Here is a 13641-nt window from a genome sequence, read left to right as displayed (position 1 = left end):
ATATGGCGGATGAACATGATGAGCTGGCAGAGAAACGACGCAAAAATCTGAAGCTCATACAGTTCAGTAAAGAGGACGACGCGCTGATTGAATCGGACAAGCCTAAGGAGACCTTTGCCGATGTCGGCGGGCTGGAGGATGTGAAGAAGAAGATCAGGATGAATTTCATCCTGCCGCTGCAGCAGCCGGAGCTGTTTGCCGCTTACGGCAAAGAGGCGGGAGGCAGCCTGCTGCTCTACGGTCCTCCGGGCTGCGGAAAGACCTTTTTGGCCCGGGCTGTAGCCGGAGAGATTGAAGCCAATTTCATGCATATCGAGCTGCAGGCAATCCTTGCTATGTACGTGGGACAGAGTGAGAACAATCTGCACAACATTTTTGCAAAGGCCCGGGAAAACAAGCCCTGCGTCATCTTCATTGACGAGCTGGACGCCATGGGCGGCAGCCGTCATCAGATGCGCCAGCACCATGACCGGATGCTGGTGAACCAGCTGCTGCTGGAGCTGGACGGGCTGCAGGCGGAGAATGACCAGGTGTTTGTGATCGGCGCGACCAATACACCGTGGTATCTGGATTCGGCGCTGCGCCGTCCGGGGCGGTTCAACCATCTTGTATTTGTTCCGCCGCCGGCGGAAGCGGAGCGTGAAACCATTCTCGGCCTGAAGCTTGCCGGCAAGCCGGTTGAACCGCTCAATCTGTCCAGGCTTGCGGGAGAGACCAAGTTTTTCTCAGGCGCTGATCTGGAGCAGGTAGTTAGCGATGCCGTTGAGACGGCGATGGAGCGCACCTTTGAAACCGGGGAGATTCAGCCGATTACGGCGGGAGATCTGCGGCAGGCGGCCAAATCCCGCAAGGCGACAACACTGGAGTGGTTCGCCACTGCAAAGAACTATGCCACGTTCAGCGATGTGAACCGGGATTATCAGGTTGTTCTCGACTATGCCAAGAAGCATGGCATCAAATAGTACAGGCTAGGCAGGGGGTCCTGAGGATGGGGTATGAATCCAGCGGCTACGGTTTGGCTGCGGTCCATGAGCTTATGGGAATGAAACGGTACAAGGAGGCGCTGGCTGAAGCGGAGCAGGTGCTTCGCGCGGATCCTGAGGACCCGGATATTTATGCTGTTATTGCACAGATTCAGCTATATCTGGGGGACTACAACAAGGCAATGCACTGGGCGGGCGAAGCGCTGCAGCGGGATCCCGAGCAGCAGCTGGCCTGGTTCGTAAGGGTTAATGTCTACTACGATACACAGGACTATAAAGCGCTGATAGAGGCAGTAGCGGAAGCGATGCGGATCGACCCCTATGAGCCGCATTATTACTTCCTTAAGGCTAATGTGCTGAACAAACGGGCCAAATACAAGGAAGCGAAGGAAGAGCTGCTGCAGGCGCTGGAGCTGAGCCCCGAGAATGCTGTCTATCTGGCTACATTGAGCTATACTGAAGCCCTTCTTGGCAACATGGCTGAATCGGTCAGTCTTGACAGGCAGGCGGTCCAGACCGGGGTAGAGAATGAATATGTGCTGCTATACCTGGGCTGGGCTGCCGGACACCGCGGGGATTACAAGCTCAAAGAAACTTACATGAGAAATGCCGTCCGGCTGGATCCGGATGACAAGCAGCTGCGGGATGAGTTTCTGGAGTCGCTGCAGCAGACCAATAAGCTGCTGGGGATCTTTCTGTGGCCGACCAAGTATATCCGCAGGCTGAAGCGCTGGCAGCTTCTCGCGGTCTGGATTGTGGCCTGGGTGGTATTCAGGCCGCTGGTGCTTTTGCTGCTTCTGCTGTATATCATAGCCAATGTGGTGACCAAAGCGATCGTTCATGTGCAGGTTTACGGCTGGCAGCGAAGACGAAAGTAAGAGATTGATTTATACGAGTGCTCCGGCAGCCGTTAAGCTCAGGGGCACTCTTTTCTTTTATTCATACAGGTTTAAAAATAGCACAATGGGTGATAATAGGGGGTAACCATAAGGAAGGGAGTGGCAAAGCTGGATATTACAATGGGATCAGATGAGGTCATCAGCCGGATTAAGCAGCTCCAGTCGGGCGGAGGAAGCATCAACAAGAAGCAGGTTAAGCAGCATGACCCGGAATTAATGCGGAGTGCGCTGTACTATTTTCCAAGCTGGGAGCATGCTGTGAAGAACGCGGAACTGCTGTAAAGAACATGGCAAACACAAAAGAGCCGGGACTGCAGAACTATTATTATAGTCTGTAATCTGCGGCTCTTTGTGCTTCAATTCACGTTGTGGCTACTCCGGTTGCTTGAAATCCTCAGGGCAAATCGTCTGCCGCTGGATCGCTTTCATATTCAGGTGAAGCTCATTCATGTATTGGTTGATTTTAAGCTGCAGCTTGCGGAGCATTTCGATCTGCATCTCATTAATCCGTTCCTCCGCGCAAAAGGCTGAGCAGGATAATTGCCCGGCGCTATAAGACTTCGTCTCATCCACAACAGTGTTAAGCTTTTCTTTGTAAATCCGCTTGACCGGACCCTCTTCGCCTCTAATCTCATAATAGCGGCTTGTCTCCAGCAAAAGCTTCCAATGGCTCACCTTAACGGCAAATTCATCCTTTTCAATGGCTGCCGAGACTTTCACAATTTTAATATGACTGTTCATGGTAACAAATCCTCCTGCACCCTACACCAAAACGGGATTCATTTCGCGGCAAAACTATTAGCGATTATATCATGCAGTGCAGGCTTTTCCCACTGGAAGTTATGGTAAGCTAGTTCAATTGGACTAAGTCTAATGAACATGGGAATAGACAGGCTTTGTCTGCAACTTTTTCCTGTTTTTGGAGTCCAAAGAGTAGATGGAATCAGAACAAGATGAAAGGGTTGATTTTTATGAAAAAGAGCTGGCTGTTATTGCCTCTTCTAGTGTTACTATTGGTTTTTCCTTCAGTAACCTCTGCGGCTTCAACCGCTTATTTAACAATAAGCTGGGAAAACGGAGGCCAGATGACAAGCCCGGCACTGCTGAAAGAAGGGACTGTTTATGCCCGTGCCAGCATCCTGGAGTCGGCTGGTCTGCAAGCTTCCCGGAGCAGCACACGCAGCGGGACAGTATACACCTTTAGCGGATGGAAGAAGACGGTGACTGTAACAACAGCAAGTACAAAGGGAAAGCTGGATGGTCAGACTGTCAGCCTGGGCGGCCGGCCTTTTGTATATAAGGACGAGCTGTATCTGCCGGCCCGGTTCGTAGTACAGGCATTGCACGGAGAGACGGTAAGCTGGAACGCCAAAAGCAGGGTATACACCGCCAAAAATCTTCAGTTCTTTTCAAGCGCCAGTGCTGTTTACGGAGGAATTTCCTATACTGTTGATAAGCAGACGGGAAAGCTGTATGCCCAAAGTCCGGCAGGCCAGCCCCGGCTGATTGCTAGTCTTGGCTCCGAGCTGTACGACATGGTTAATTTTGATTTCCGCAAGACAGACGGAGGATTACTTTACCTGACAATCACCGATGTTTACGGAGAACCGCACATCAATAACAAATGGTATACCCTGATCCTTAAGGACGGAATGGTGATCCGGCAGGCCAGTGTGGGCTATTGGATCCGTTACGGGGATAATGTGAAAATGTACGGCGATAACCTGATTTTGACGGATGGCAGGCAGCTTAGAGTAATTGAGGACGGGACCGGAATGGTAAAAGAGACGCTGGATCTGGTCAAGCTTGGCGGGATCAATGATAAGTACCTGGTGGAGGCCATGGATGACGACTTCCTGCTGATCCGTCCCAACCAGAAAGGGCTGCTTATGCTGATTGACCGCAAAACAGGGAGCAATACGCTGCTGTACAAGGAACTGCTAGATGCTGACCAGCAGCTGTATGCTGAAACCAACGACGTTCCGTTTCACGGGGATCAGCTGGAATTTGTCCGGCGCACCGGCAATCTGCTGCAGTTCAAGAATCAGGCGGTTCTGGACGGCCGGATTTACGAATATGATCTGTCAAAGACTCGGCCTTAGGCTGAGTTTTTGATATTAAACCATGCTGCAGGGAGGTGATAGATCGGATATGGATATGCTGTATCATTATTACGAAAAAGCGCTGGGCCCCTTCCGGAATCTCTCGGATTTACCGGCTGCCGAGGCGGAAGAAGTACTGGGAGCGATCCGGCGGGAAAAAGAAGTAATGGCTTCGCGCAGACCAGAAGGTTACCTTGAGCGAAGAAGAGAGCTGGAGCAGCTCGCCAGAGAACTGTTTACTGCAAAAGGCGGGAACCCGGTCCGTACAGTGCCGCACTATATGGTATTCGGTGAATGTGACTGGCTGAAATCGTGGTACGCTGAGGGAGAATCGGTTCAGATACAGATTTCAAGCTTTGATCCTGGTACGTTGTCATTCTCATACGGTGATTTATTTCCCACCTTTAGTCCCAGGGTGCAGGACGGACGGGAATATCGCAGTCAAGTGTATACTTATTGTGAAATATTGCAGCTAATTGAAAAGTACGGATTGCCGCAGATCTGGAATAAAGACGGAACCGGCGGTCCGGAACGGTATATTGAGGTACAGGTGTGGGACGATGGGCCTTTGAAAACCATGATAGAAGATAGCAAAGACTGATCATGCGGGATTGTTGAAAAAGATGTAATTCATTCATCGCGGGCCTGTAGTACAATTCATCCAGTATTGCCCGGATTGGGCGTTGATCAAACAGGATCAAAGGAGAGTTATCATGACAAATACCACTAAAAAGGCTCACCCCATTCTTTTTTCGCTTATGCTGGGGGTTTTGCTGACCTTTCTGATTTCAGCCGCCTCAGCCGTTGCGACCATCATGGAATTAAGCGACAACGGGGTAATTGCTGTCCAGGCGGCAGCTTTTCTGGTAATGGCAGTCATTGTTACTGTTTATATGACGAGAGGCAGCCGTTCTCTGGAGCAGTTTGGATTCAGGCCCATTCGTGCAGCAGAGCTTCAGGCCGCTTTGTTTTACATACCGCTGGTGATCATTGCAATGGTTCAACCAGTTATGGGCGGACTTAATGTACAGCTCACTGCTGCTGAAGTACTCCTGTTTCTGGTGTTTACCCTCTTGGTCGGCTTTACTGAGGAGAGCATCTTCAGAGGAGTTATACGCGATAAGCTGAAGTTTAAGGGTCCTGTATTTTATATCGTGTTTTCATCGGTCTTCTTTGGAATATTACATATGGCGAATGCGTTAAACGGTAAAGATCCTTTGAGTGTCGTGCTTCAGGTAATCAATGCCTTCCTGATCGGCTTAATTCTTGCCTTGCTGATTGAGACTACGGGGAATATTATTCCGCTGATTCTGTTCCATTTTGTCTATGATGCCCTTGCATTCATGACCAAAGAGAATCCCGATAAAGAGCTGACGGTGGTTATTGTACTCAACGTCCTGTATTTACTGTACGGCCTTTACCTGGTTTATAATCTGCGCCGTAAATTTACAATTGTAAAAGTGTAAAATCTGCGTAAAACCGCAAAAAAAGAAGCAATTTTCAGGCTCGGAGAGCCCAATATCTGGGACTAGGAATTTCCGGAGAATACGACAAAATACGAAAAATTTTGGAAGTTTAAAATTTATCAGATATGCGCTACTATAGTGACATCACCAACAAGTAACTGCACAGATAACCGCTAAGCGGCTATCCTTTAAGCTTACTTATGGTGAGTACTGAAGGAAGGAGAGATTCCCAAAGAAACCATGAACCAGGGACAAGCTTTTCAGGCAAGACATATCTTGCAGTCGAAGGAGCGTGATTCCGTTGAAGCAGGTTAGCGAAGCGTACAATTACGGTTAACACAGTAGGGAAAACGTCCGTGAAAACGTTTTTCGTGTAATCGTGTACGTGGGGAACTCATCCCATATGCAGGACATGGGGCAATACTCCTTATCAGGAGCGAACGGGAAGTACCGAAATTGAATGAACAATAACCATGTCAGGGATATGGATTGTGGCTGGAGGAAATGATTGAATTGAATAATGGATTGAACACATAAATCCCCGTTACCTAGGTTGATAAGGTAGTCGGGGATTTATGCGTTTATGCTAATAAAAGCTGTCAGGTTGCAGTTAATATTGGTAAGACCGATTCACGGAATACATCTGCAGTGCGTTTCTGCCTGCCGCGATTATCCTGGGTCAGGACAACGACGGTTTCCAGCTTCGGCAGAACATAAATAAACTGCCCGCCGTATCCCCGGGCGTAATAATAATGAAGTTCTGTTTCCCCAGCAGAATCACCGGAATGAGGATAGCTGTCCGTCCACCAGTGCCAGGCATAACCGCCGCGGCGGGGAGCTTCAGCCAGGAGGGCGGTTTGCGTAGAACGGTCAATCAGCTCTGAAGCAATCAGCTGCCGTTGGTCCCATTGTCCGCGCTGCAGATAGAGCTGGCCGAACCTAAGCAGATGAACCGGGCGCAGGCGCAGCCCGAAGCCGCCGGTATGAATGCCCTGCGGGTCCTGCTCCCATTCATATTGTTCTATGCCCAGCGGACTGAACAGCACGGACTCGGCAAACCGGGCAACCGGCATCCCTGTACCTTCTGCCAGCAAAGCCGCCAGGAGCTGGGAAACACCGGAGTTGTACTCCATATGCTCACCGGGATTGTGGGACAGCGGCTGCTCCAGCACAAACTCTGTCCAGTTCGCTGAGCGCGTCATTCGGGGAAAGGAATTCTGGCCGCCAAATTCCGTCCAGTTAAAGCCCGCAGACATGGTTAGCAGATGCTCCAGTGTTATTGCAGCTTTGCGCGGATCACGGTCCTGCCGGAGCCGGGGATAAAATTCCGCCAGAAACGTTTCCGGCTGCGGCAGCAGTCCTTTTTGCACCGCGATGCAGACGAGAGCAGACAGGATGCTTTTGGTACAGGAGTTGATTTTGGCGAGTTCACCGGCTGTGCCGGTTTCTCTATAATGTTCAAAGACCAGACGGCCTTCGGAGCTAATTAGACAGCTGCGCAACTGGTAAGGTGAGAGCACTGCGGAAAGTTTGGATGTATCCATTTCATGAGTTCCTTTCTTATGCTGCCGGATGGCGTAATCCATTATTATATTTGTACATATCTGTTAACAGTGTACCAGCCTTATTGCAAAAAACGAAATCGATTAAATAACATAATGCTAAAGGCGCTGGTGCCTATTTACGACCGGTGTCTCTTTGTAGGCAAAACAAATAGTAATAGACACAAATTTGTGAAAAAGTTCACTTAATAATTATCAAATTTTAATATATAATATGATTATCAAAAAGAAATTAAATAAAAATGATTTGGGGGAATTGAGATGAAATTTGTAAAAAGCTTATTGGTTGCCGGGGTTGCTGCTGCGTTGTTGTCGGGTTGCGGTTCGAATAGTGATAATGCGGGAAATGAAGCGGCTGCCACTGCAACTGCTGCTGCACAGACCGATGCTGTATCGACAGCTTCCATCGTGAAAGAACAGGATCCGTTCCTGAAAGCAGTAAGTGCAGAGGGCAACTGGATCGTTGCGATTCTGAATGATCTGACAGTAGATCAGGATGTTGTTGTAGCCGGAGAATTCCATGATAAAGGCGCTGCCGAAAATGCTATCTACCGCAAGCTCGCCCTGTACGCACAGGATGCTGACCATAAGGTAACTGCTACTTATACACTGACTGCACCTAAAGTGACTGTACAAAGCGAGAACTTCAGAGTACAAGGCGGTACAATCAAAGGTGACGTATATGTAGAAGCTAACGGCTTTAACCTGTATAAAGATGCTACCATCGACGGTAACCTGTACTTCGCAAGTGCTGATGTACAAGCAACTGCAGTGATGGAAGGCAAAGTGACTGGAACAACTGAAGTTAAATAATCAGTTTTTTGCGGATGATCGAATAGATAGAGCCTGTAGACTTAATCTCTGACACGGGGATTGAGTTTGCAGGCTTTCTTTATGTTTACATAGAAATATATGGAAAGGTGTTGATTGTTTTGCGCTGAGAGAAGGAGGGGCTGATATGAAAAAGTGGATTCCGCTGCTGGTAATCTGTCTGCTTGCCATTGGGATTATGAGCTACAGCAAGCTGAAAGTAAGCGAGGTTGCAGCATCCGGCTGGAGTGTGCGGATTTATGTGGTGACGGGCAGATACCCGCCGGACTTTTTGCAGAAAAGACCTTTACAGCACCACAGGAAATCAAGCTATTCGTAACGGCTATCAATAAGGCTAAAAGGATAAAAGGAGAACTGGATTACGGTGCGACTTTTCGGATGGATGTGACTCATAAGAACGGCAGGATCAAGCATTATGTGTTAAATATTTCTGATTCAAAAGAGGAGGGGATACGGGGTCTGCTGGTGGACTCTAAAGATAGCGGAAAAGGCTACTCTATTCCATCTAAAAATCATGAGGAGCTGCGGAAGCTTATTTATGGGGAGTAATTTTGAACGGAAGGGCAGGTGGACTAGGTGTCAATAAAAGTGAGACTGGCTACAGTAAACGATGCCGCTGCATTAGCCAGGCTGAACTATGAATTTAATGGAGGTGAGCTGCGGCAGGCTGCGGAAATATCGGAGAGCTTACTGAGAGATGGTGAGGTGGTAGCAGTGGCCTTGATGGAGGACCGGGTGATCGGATTCGGCTGCGCCCGAAGCTATAATTCCTTTTGCTACAGTGAGGCTTGCGGTGAGATTACAGAAATGTACATTGAGCAAGCTTACAGAAGAAAAGGGGCTGCGACGGCATTGCTAAATCTGCTTGAAAAAGAGTTAAGCCGCCGCAGCGTGGTTAGCGTGAGGATTCTGACAGGCAGTAATAATCATTCGGCTCAGCGAATCTATGAAAATAACGGTTATTCGAGAGACAATGAAGCTGTACTTACCAAGAAGCTACAGTGATCCGAGCCTCACAGGACAGCTTCAGCGACCGGCTCCTTAAATTGCAGCCGGTACAGCTCCGCGTATACTCCGTTGCTGGCTAGCAGGCTGTCATGAGTGCCTTCCTCGGCGACAGCTCCCTTATCCAGCACGATGATTCTGGTGGCGTTGCGTACAGTGGATAGCCGGTGGGCAATGACCAGCGTGGTCCGGTTCTGCATAAGCCGGTCAAGGGACTGCTGAACAAGCTGCTCCGATTCATTATCCAGGGCAGAGGTCGCTTCATCCAGCAGTAGAAGCGGTGCATTGCGCAGAAAGGCCCGGGCAATGGCAATACGCTGGCGTTGTCCTCCGGATAAGCCAGTTCCGTGTTCGCCGATCCGGGTGTCATAGCCGGCTGGCAGCTTCAGAATAAATTCATCAGCCCCTGCAAGTCTGGCAGCTTCCCGGATTTCTTCATCACTGGCCATATCGCTGCTGAACGCAATATTGTCCTTAATTGTACCGGAGAACAAGTAAGGGGACTGCGGCACATAAGTGATCATGCTGCGCAGTTCCTGGAGGCCGCCGGATGCAGATTGGCCATACACGGAAATATGTCCGGCATCGGGTCTGAGTAATCCGCAGCACATCCGCATAAGGGTTGTTTTGCCGGAGCCGCTTGGCCCGACCAGCGCGACCGTTTCGCCATGCCGGATATGAAGATTCAAATTTCTGAATATCTGCTTCTGATCATCCGTTGCTGCGGAGTAACTGTAAGATGCACCATGAATAGTTAATGCAGCAGATTCATCCGGATCAATCTCTGAGTGGAGGCTCCGGTGCCCATAAGGAATGTCATCCTCGGACGGTGCGTCAAGAACAGAGAATACACGGTCTGCCGCGCCAAGCGACTGCTGGACACCGCCCCAGGTCTGTGACATATGGACAAAGGGCCATTGAACCCGCCCCATCAGTATGATGAAAGCAAGCACTTCCCCGGCAGAGGTCCCGCCCTTGATTGCCGAGTAAGCAATGAAGCCTGCGCAGACGACCATCACCAGATTGTTGATAAAAGCGGCGCTGTTCCATAACAGTGTCGTTAAAAGCGCCCGCTGCAGCAGCAGACGGTTCAGCCTCGTGCGCTCAGCCGCATATTTGTCCTGCAGCATCGTTTCCAGCGAAAAAGCCCGGACGATCTTCACACCCTGCAGGGTCTCCTGCAGAATGCCGCGCAGCTGAGCTTCAGCCTCGTAAATCCGGGTTGAGAGCTGCCGCAATTTGCGGTCAAAGAAGCGGCTGGAGAAAAAGACGACCGGCCCGGAGCCAAGCGCAAGTAAAGCGAGCCACACATCCATGGAAGCCAGATAGAGAAAGGAGATAAAGCAGAGCAGAAGATTGTAGCTTAAATCGTAGATAATGCTGCTGACTGTGCCCATCGCGGCTTCCGCATCCTTGGTGTTGCGTGAGGTAAGATCACCGGAATGCATGGACTGAATCTGCCGGAACGGCAGGCGGTGCGTCTTGTTAAACAGCGCTGCCCTCAGATCCCAGGACATCCTGCTCTGAACGACAAACCGGTAATAATGCTGAAGCATCAGACAAAGTATGATCAGGACACAGGCAGCGGCGACAATAACGCTCAGCCGGAGAAGTGAATCCATATCTGCGCTGTTAATGGTGTCAATGAACAGCTGCTGGATGGCTGCTAAACCGATGTCCATCACCAGTCTGGCGGCAAGCAGCAGAGTAGCCAGCAGCAGGCCAATCCGGTAAGGAGAGGCATAAGGCAGCAGCCGGCCCAGAACGGTGCGAAGCGGTAACTTTCCGGCTTCTTTGGTCGTCATATCTGATTCTCCTCCGGCACAGGGGAATGATCCGTCCGGTGGACGGACTGTACCATATTGTAATATTTGCCCTCCATTGCCATCAGCTCCGGATGGGTTCCTTCCTCAACAACCGAGCCCGCCTCCATAAAATAGATCGTGTCGGCATTACGGATCGTCGACAGCCTGTGGGCAATCACTACGGTTGTCCGGCCCTGCATCAGCTTTTGCAGCGCCTGCTGGACAATCTCTTCACTGTGGCTGTCAAGCGCGGCCGTCGGTTCATCTAGCAGCAGCAGCTCCGGCCCGCGGACAAAGGCCCTGGCAATAGATAGCCGCTGCCGCTCCCCGCCGGACAGGGTGATTCCCCGTTCACCGATGGCAGTCTCATACTGCAGCGGAGTACTCATAATGAACTCATGAATTCCTGCGTCCCGAGCAGCCTGTATAACCTCCTCTTTGGCAGCTCCGGATCTGCCCCAGGCAATATTCTCATACAGGGTACCTGAGAAAAGATAAGGCTCCTGAGATACGTAAGCAAGGCTGCTGCGCCAGAGATGAGGCGAAAGGGTTCCTAACGGCTGTGACCCGCAGCAGATGGTGCCGTTGTCGGGTTCGTATTCTGCCAGAAGCAGGCGGAGCAGCGTGCTTTTTCCGCTTCCGCTCGGTCCGGCCAAAGCGGTCACTTTGCCCGGCTCAATATTAAGCTGTACCTGCTGCAGGACCGGATTGCCGCTGTAGCTGAAGCTTACATTGTTAAAGAAAATAGGCAGTCCCTTGAGACCTGCTGTTACATTGTCCTGCTGCTGCTCGGACCTCTGCTTCTGTATGTCTTGTTCCTGTCCTGCCTGTTCATTTTGCAGCTCAAACAGTTCAAAGATCCGGCTGCCCTGAGCCAGGGAGGTTTGCAGCTGTGCCCATAGATTGGAGAGCCTGGAGACCGGATTCGTAATCTGCTCGAAGCTGATCAGAAATGCCGCCACCGCCCCCACATCAAGCCGTCCGCCAATTACGAGATATCCTCCATAAGTAAGCAGATACAGCAGACCGCCTAAGATAACGGTAAAGTTCATATTATAGCCAACCGCTTCTGCACGGGAGAGCGGAACATGGAACTTGAAGTAGTGCTGCACCCGCTCCATGAATTGCTGCTGCAGCCGTGAAGCCAGTGAGAAGGCGCGGACGACTTCAGCACCCTGTACGGAGTCCTGAATCAGCACTTGCTGGGCGGCTTCCACTTCCTGTCTTTTCCGGTACAGGCTGCGGATCCGTGAGGTAAAAGGCAGCATCACCAGCGGCAGCAGGGCGCAGATCAGCAGTATGCCCATGGTGAGCGTGAAATGAAGGGACATCAGGTAGGTAAGCAGAAAGAGGATCTGCAGCAGGCTGCTGAACAGCTCGACCGTCTTCAGGTTAATGCCTTGCTGCGCCGCAGGTGCGGAATCGTGAATACGGCTGATGAGATCGGCGGAATGGTAGCGGTCCAGATCTTTCATCTTCACCTTCAGCAGTTTGTCCAGCAGGGACAGCTGCAGCCGGGAAGTGGATTTATACTCAAGCACTGCGGATAAATAGCTTTTTAGAAAATTAAAGACAACATCAACAAGTACAATAGCTAAAGCAAATATAGCGCTGGAAGCCAGGCTGGATATGTCACGCTCCGTGGCTGCATTAATGATCCGCCGCAATGCTTCAGCGATACCGACAGAGGTCAGTGATATAACGGCAGCAGCCAGACAAAGAGCAATATACCAGCCGATATACGGCCTGCCGAGCTTCACTAAACGGATGAATGTGCCGGAAGCTTCTGATCTCTTCAATGGAGACCCTCCCTGTTATCAGATGTAACCCTTATTACAGAATGCTGCCTGATTAAGCTCTAATCCAACATGACTTTAGCAGTCAAGGCCAGCAGCTCCCGTAACCGCTCAACATTCAGATGATAATACATGCGGTGATCCTCCCGTTTTACACTGATCAGATCCAGGAAGAACAGGAAGTTGGAATGATAATTCACGGCTGCAGGTGTAATACCGAGCGCGGAAGCGATCTCTTGCCCATAATGCGGGCGCTGCTTCAGCAACAGTACGAAATCAAGCCGCCGCTTATCAGAAAAGGCCTTCAGGAACAGCTCAGTCTGTTCACGGTCTGCAGCCGGGCCGAATACCCGCTCATTATGGATTCCGAAGATAACCCAGCCTACATTGCCGGCCGCAGTAGTAAAATTCAAAAAATGATTTCCGACCTGGGATGCCTGGCTTACGTGAAAAGCAGTAGGGAAAGAGAGGAAAATTTCAGGCTCATTTTTGTGGATTTCCCGGATGAACTGCTCAGGCTTGGCAGCGAATAGCGTCTTATAATGATCTGAAGCCTGTTCAGAACGTTCCTTCAGCTGTTCTTTCCAGTGGATAAAAACATCCTTGTAGAACCGGCGGAGAAGCTGCATGTACCTCAGCTTGCATTCCTCCGGATGGGCAAGGCATTCCAGCAGCGGCTCCTGTGTAAGAAGGACCTCCTGATGCGGAGGAGTATCCCTGACTAATGCGGCCAGCAGGCTGAGATTGCCTTTTAATGCTTCCCAATCTCTTCCTTGCAGCAGCTCCTCCAGCTTATCGTGATAAACCCCGAATACCATCTCTGTCAGCATCCATTCCGCCGGCACGGTCTCCAGTGATCTAATCCAGTCTTCCGCTGTCTGCGGCTCAGGATTACTGCAGATGGACACATAGAAACCAAAGTCCAGTGTTTTATGGAGAAAATTGTGGCCGAAGAAAAACTGCAGCTCACGTAAAGTGTGCGGTGACAGCCGGGCCTTGGTATCCTCGTAGAAGGAATCAGCCATGGAGTCAATTTCTATCTTGTAATCCTGAGCCATGGCATACATCTGCTCTCCGCAAGCCGCCATCCCCATAGCGACGATTAATTCCAGAGCCTCGTTATAGGTGAAGCGGATATTATGCCGGAGTTGTTCATTGAGAGTTTGCATTTGCATCTGGACCTCCGTTATGA

14 protein-coding genes are annotated in these 13641 nt (G+C 50.4%); 9 read left to right on the top strand and 5 right to left on the bottom strand.

Translation table 11 applies throughout. The annotated features are described in order from the left end of the window. The first annotated feature begins 2 nt into the window (after positions 1-2). From AWJ19_RS32495 to AWJ19_RS32485, 3 genes are all read left to right on the top strand, one after another. The gene (locus AWJ19_RS32495) at positions 3-962 is read left to right on the top strand and encodes an ATP-binding protein (RefSeq protein WP_068729865.1); all 960 of its coding nucleotides are present in this window, start codon (positions 3-5) and stop codon (positions 960-962) included. Between the two features lie 26 nt (positions 963-988). Next, positions 989-1861 carry a tetratricopeptide repeat protein gene (locus tag AWJ19_RS32490; protein WP_068729863.1) on the top strand — a complete coding sequence of 291 codons (873 nt, stop codon included), beginning with the start codon at positions 989-991 and terminating at the stop codon, positions 1859-1861. 120 nt (positions 1862-1981) lie between these two features. After that, positions 1982-2164: a hypothetical protein gene (locus AWJ19_RS32485; protein WP_068729861.1), complete on the top strand. Its 183-nt coding sequence runs from the start codon at positions 1982-1984 to the stop codon at positions 2162-2164. A 90-nt stretch (positions 2165-2254) separates the two neighbouring features. On the opposite strand, the gene AWJ19_RS32480 is transcribed toward AWJ19_RS32485, so the two are convergent. Further along, a complete protein-coding gene (locus tag AWJ19_RS32480; RefSeq protein ID WP_068729858.1) occupies positions 2255-2623 on the bottom strand; it encodes a hypothetical protein in 369 nt (122 codons plus the stop codon). A gap of 344 nt (positions 2624-2967) precedes the next feature. Here AWJ19_RS32480 and AWJ19_RS32475 point away from each other — a divergent pair, with 344 nt between their 5' ends. The 3 genes from AWJ19_RS32475 to AWJ19_RS32465 all read left to right on the top strand — a co-directional run bounded on the left by AWJ19_RS32475 (position 2968) and on the right by AWJ19_RS32465 (position 5450). After that, entirely contained in the window at positions 2968-3984 is a 1017-nt protein-coding gene (locus tag AWJ19_RS32475; RefSeq protein ID WP_068729856.1) for a copper amine oxidase N-terminal domain-containing protein, read from the top strand. A gap of 49 nt (positions 3985-4033) precedes the next feature. Continuing rightward, a complete protein-coding gene (locus tag AWJ19_RS32470; protein ID WP_068729854.1) occupies positions 4034-4585 on the top strand; it encodes a hypothetical protein in 552 nt (183 codons plus the stop codon). A gap of 112 nt (positions 4586-4697) precedes the next feature. Then, a complete protein-coding gene (locus AWJ19_RS32465; protein WP_068729852.1) occupies positions 4698-5450 on the top strand; it encodes a CPBP family intramembrane glutamic endopeptidase in 753 nt (250 codons plus the stop codon). Positions 5451-6049: 599 nt separating this feature from the next. On the opposite strand, the gene AWJ19_RS32460 is transcribed toward AWJ19_RS32465, so the two are convergent. Beyond that, a complete protein-coding gene (locus AWJ19_RS32460; RefSeq protein ID WP_068729890.1) occupies positions 6050-6994 on the bottom strand; it encodes a serine hydrolase in 945 nt (314 codons plus the stop codon). A 279-nt stretch (positions 6995-7273) separates the two neighbouring features. On the opposite strand from AWJ19_RS32460, the gene AWJ19_RS32455 reads away from it, so the two are divergent. The 3 genes from AWJ19_RS32455 (at position 7274) to AWJ19_RS32445 (ending at position 8848) form a co-directional block, all read left to right on the top strand. Further along, the gene (locus AWJ19_RS32455) at positions 7274-7825 is read left to right on the top strand and encodes a polymer-forming cytoskeletal protein (protein WP_068729850.1); all 552 of its coding nucleotides are present in this window, start codon (positions 7274-7276) and stop codon (positions 7823-7825) included. Between the two features lie 145 nt (positions 7826-7970). Next, positions 7971-8162 carry a hypothetical protein gene (locus AWJ19_RS32450; protein WP_068729848.1) on the top strand — a complete coding sequence of 64 codons (192 nt, stop codon included), beginning with the start codon at positions 7971-7973 and terminating at the stop codon, positions 8160-8162. 257 nt (positions 8163-8419) lie between these two features. Beyond that, on the top strand, positions 8420-8848 hold the full coding sequence (locus tag AWJ19_RS32445; RefSeq protein WP_068729846.1) for a GNAT family N-acetyltransferase: 429 nt from the start codon (positions 8420-8422) through the stop codon (positions 8846-8848). 8 nt (positions 8849-8856) lie between these two features. Here AWJ19_RS32445 and AWJ19_RS32440 read toward each other — a convergent pair whose 3' ends face one another. Genes AWJ19_RS32440 through AWJ19_RS32430 form a run of 3 tightly spaced genes read right to left on the bottom strand, consistent with a single transcriptional unit; the run spans position 8857 to position 13624 of the window. Continuing rightward, the gene (locus AWJ19_RS32440; protein ID WP_068729844.1) at positions 8857-10653 is read right to left on the bottom strand and encodes an ABC transporter ATP-binding protein; all 1797 of its coding nucleotides are present in this window, start codon (positions 10651-10653) and stop codon (positions 8857-8859) included. Next, positions 10650-12452 carry an ABC transporter ATP-binding protein gene (locus AWJ19_RS32435; protein ID WP_068729842.1) on the bottom strand — a complete coding sequence of 601 codons (1803 nt, stop codon included), beginning with the start codon at positions 12450-12452 and terminating at the stop codon, positions 10650-10652. The genes AWJ19_RS32440 and AWJ19_RS32435 overlap by 4 nt, the downstream gene beginning before the upstream one ends. A 59-nt stretch (positions 12453-12511) precedes the next feature. Next, the gene (locus AWJ19_RS32430) at positions 12512-13624 is read right to left on the bottom strand and encodes a winged helix-turn-helix transcriptional regulator (protein ID WP_128083751.1); all 1113 of its coding nucleotides are present in this window, start codon (positions 13622-13624) and stop codon (positions 12512-12514) included. Between the last annotated feature and the right edge of the window lie 17 nt (positions 13625-13641).

The sequence above is a fragment of the Paenibacillus sp. DMB5 genome, assembly GCF_001517085.1.
In the GTDB taxonomy this organism is placed as follows: Bacteria; Bacillota; Bacilli; order Paenibacillales; family Paenibacillaceae; genus Paenibacillus_AQ.
Note: the sequence above shows the minus strand (reverse complement) of the source record. Positions and strands in the feature narration are given on the sequence as shown.

What these genes read in the sequence shown, in the direction of transcription:
- AWJ19_RS32495 (WP_068729865.1), top strand. Translation starts at nt 3, where the DNA reads ATGGCGGATGAACATGATGAGCTGGCAGAGAAACGACGCAAAAATCTG.
- AWJ19_RS32490 (WP_068729863.1), top strand. Translation starts at nt 989, where the DNA reads ATGGGGTATGAATCCAGCGGCTACGGTTTGGCTGCGGTCCATGAGCTT.
- AWJ19_RS32480 (WP_068729858.1), bottom strand. Translation starts at nt 2,623, where the DNA reads ATGAACAGTCATATTAAAATTGTGAAAGTCTCGGCAGCCATTGAAAAG.
- AWJ19_RS32475 (WP_068729856.1), top strand. Translation starts at nt 2,968, where the DNA reads ATGACAAGCCCGGCACTGCTGAAAGAAGGGACTGTTTATGCCCGTGCC.
- AWJ19_RS32470 (WP_068729854.1), top strand. Translation starts at nt 4,034, where the DNA reads ATGGATATGCTGTATCATTATTACGAAAAAGCGCTGGGCCCCTTCCGG.
- AWJ19_RS32465 (WP_068729852.1), top strand. Translation starts at nt 4,698, where the DNA reads ATGACAAATACCACTAAAAAGGCTCACCCCATTCTTTTTTCGCTTATG.
- AWJ19_RS32460 (WP_068729890.1), bottom strand. Translation starts at nt 6,994, where the DNA reads ATGGATACATCCAAACTTTCCGCAGTGCTCTCACCTTACCAGTTGCGC.
- AWJ19_RS32455 (WP_068729850.1), top strand. Translation starts at nt 7,274, where the DNA reads ATGAAATTTGTAAAAAGCTTATTGGTTGCCGGGGTTGCTGCTGCGTTG.
- AWJ19_RS32450 (WP_068729848.1), top strand. Translation starts at nt 7,971, where the DNA reads ATGAAAAAGTGGATTCCGCTGCTGGTAATCTGTCTGCTTGCCATTGGG.
- AWJ19_RS32440 (WP_068729844.1), bottom strand. Translation starts at nt 10,653, where the DNA reads ATGACGACCAAAGAAGCCGGAAAGTTACCGCTTCGCACCGTTCTGGGC.
- AWJ19_RS32430 (WP_128083751.1), bottom strand. Translation starts at nt 13,624, where the DNA reads ATGCAAATGCAAACTCTCAATGAACAACTCCGGCATAATATCCGCTTC.